Source organism: Glaciecola sp. KUL10, from assembly GCF_003203515.1.
Classification (GTDB): domain Bacteria; phylum Pseudomonadota; class Gammaproteobacteria; order Enterobacterales; family Alteromonadaceae; genus Glaciecola.
The window spans coordinates 1-1,319 of sequence record NZ_BGNG01000031.1; the positions used below are offsets into that span (position 1 = coordinate 1).

Sequence of the window (1,319 nt, forward strand, 5' to 3'; positions counted from 1 at the left end):
ACCAAATTAAGCGGTAGCTGGGCGCTTTTCCCAGATATCCGTCTTTAATTTTCTTGTTATGCATAAACTTCACCGAATATAAACACTGCTAAAAATTGAATTATTGCTGTTAAGGTAAAAATTGCAATAAAACCGATAGATATTTTATTCAACCACGTAATTAAAAAGCTGCTGGTGTTTCCCCGATTAATCACTAATAAGATTATTAGAGGCACCGTACTAAGAAAAGCTAATATTGGTGAAGAGTAGCCAAAAACTAAACCTTGGTATCTGATCACCTTAGATTTTGGCAGATTAGCTGGGTCAATTAGCGTCTCTGTTGTAAATAATAAATTAAACCAAGCATAAAACAAGAAGACCGACAAAGCCAAGAACAAAAAGTTACTTAAACTCAAGGTATGGCGATTGATGTCGACTTTATGCATAACGCCCCAATAAGGGGCTGATAATAGCTTGCTAAAATGTGAAGCGAAGCGGAACCGAGCAAGCTGTTAGCAGTCCCGATTTATTTGCCTTGTTAGGTGTTTCTACTTATTTTTGAACTGCACTTTTTACATGCTTGGCCTAGTTTACTCACTTTACTTGGCCAATCCCAACCCTCAAATGATTCAAGGTATAAGTCACCGAATGCTTTAACGTGACACAAACCTTCAATTTCCTGTAATGCGGCCAAAATAGTTTGAGAGTTATCAAGCAAATCAATCTGTGCTTCTAAAAGTAGTGCTTGTTCAAGTAGATCGTGACTTCTTAAATCGATAGCTATTTCCACCGCTTGATTTTTGATTGAATCTAACTTGATCACCGAATACACCTAACACCAATTTATGCGGCAGCTCACCGCTCTTGTGAGATGTCCGTCATCAAATTTTTTGTTATGTTCTGACAACAAACCGCCAATTTTCCAAAATTGCATTGCATTCTCTACCTACAATTGTATAAAAACTAAGCCACTCTCCAATATGCTTAGAATTGCAATAAACTTGACACCTAACTCTAAGACTGTACCCACCACTTTTAAGTTTTCTTCTTATCAATTGAGCACTACCATCTTGAACATTAAGCTTCGAAAACAACTTATCTAAACTGACTTTAGTAGTCATATAAAATTCAAACTCGATTCGCCTTTGCCCAGAAAGGTCAAAGCCCGAATTGGAAAGACACCTTAACTTATTTTCTATCATCTAAGGAACATAACACTCGCATTTGCGGCAGTTTGTGTTTGCTGAAATCTGCAAGACTTGAACGCAGTGAAATGCAGATTTTAGCAAATGCAAAATGTCCGAAGGAGTGACAACGACTGCCAATATGCGTTTGTATGG

General features: G+C 37.4%; 3 protein-coding genes. All 3 read right to left on the minus strand.

Translation table 11 applies throughout. The annotated features are described in order from the left end of the window. Positions 1-56 precede the first annotated feature (56 nt). Entirely contained in the window at positions 57-425 is a 369-nt protein-coding gene (locus KUL10_RS18505; protein WP_110430442.1) for a hypothetical protein, read from the minus strand. 92 nt (positions 426-517) lie between these two features. Then, entirely contained in the window at positions 518-802 is a 285-nt protein-coding gene (locus KUL10_RS18510) for a hypothetical protein (RefSeq protein ID WP_110430443.1), read from the minus strand. Between the two features lie 70 nt (positions 803-872). Next, entirely contained in the window at positions 873-1,181 is a 309-nt protein-coding gene (locus KUL10_RS19025) for a ribonuclease E inhibitor RraB (RefSeq protein WP_373415200.1), read from the minus strand. Between the last annotated feature and the right edge of the window lie 138 nt (positions 1,182-1,319).

Excerpts from the sequence above, each read along its gene's own strand:
- KUL10_RS19025 (WP_373415200.1), bottom strand. The coding sequence starts at position 1,181 with ATGATAGAAAATAAGTTAAGGTGTCTTTCCAATTCGGGCTTTGACCTT.
- KUL10_RS18505 (WP_110430442.1), bottom strand. The coding sequence starts at position 425 with ATGCATAAAGTCGACATCAATCGCCATACCTTGAGTTTAAGTAACTTT.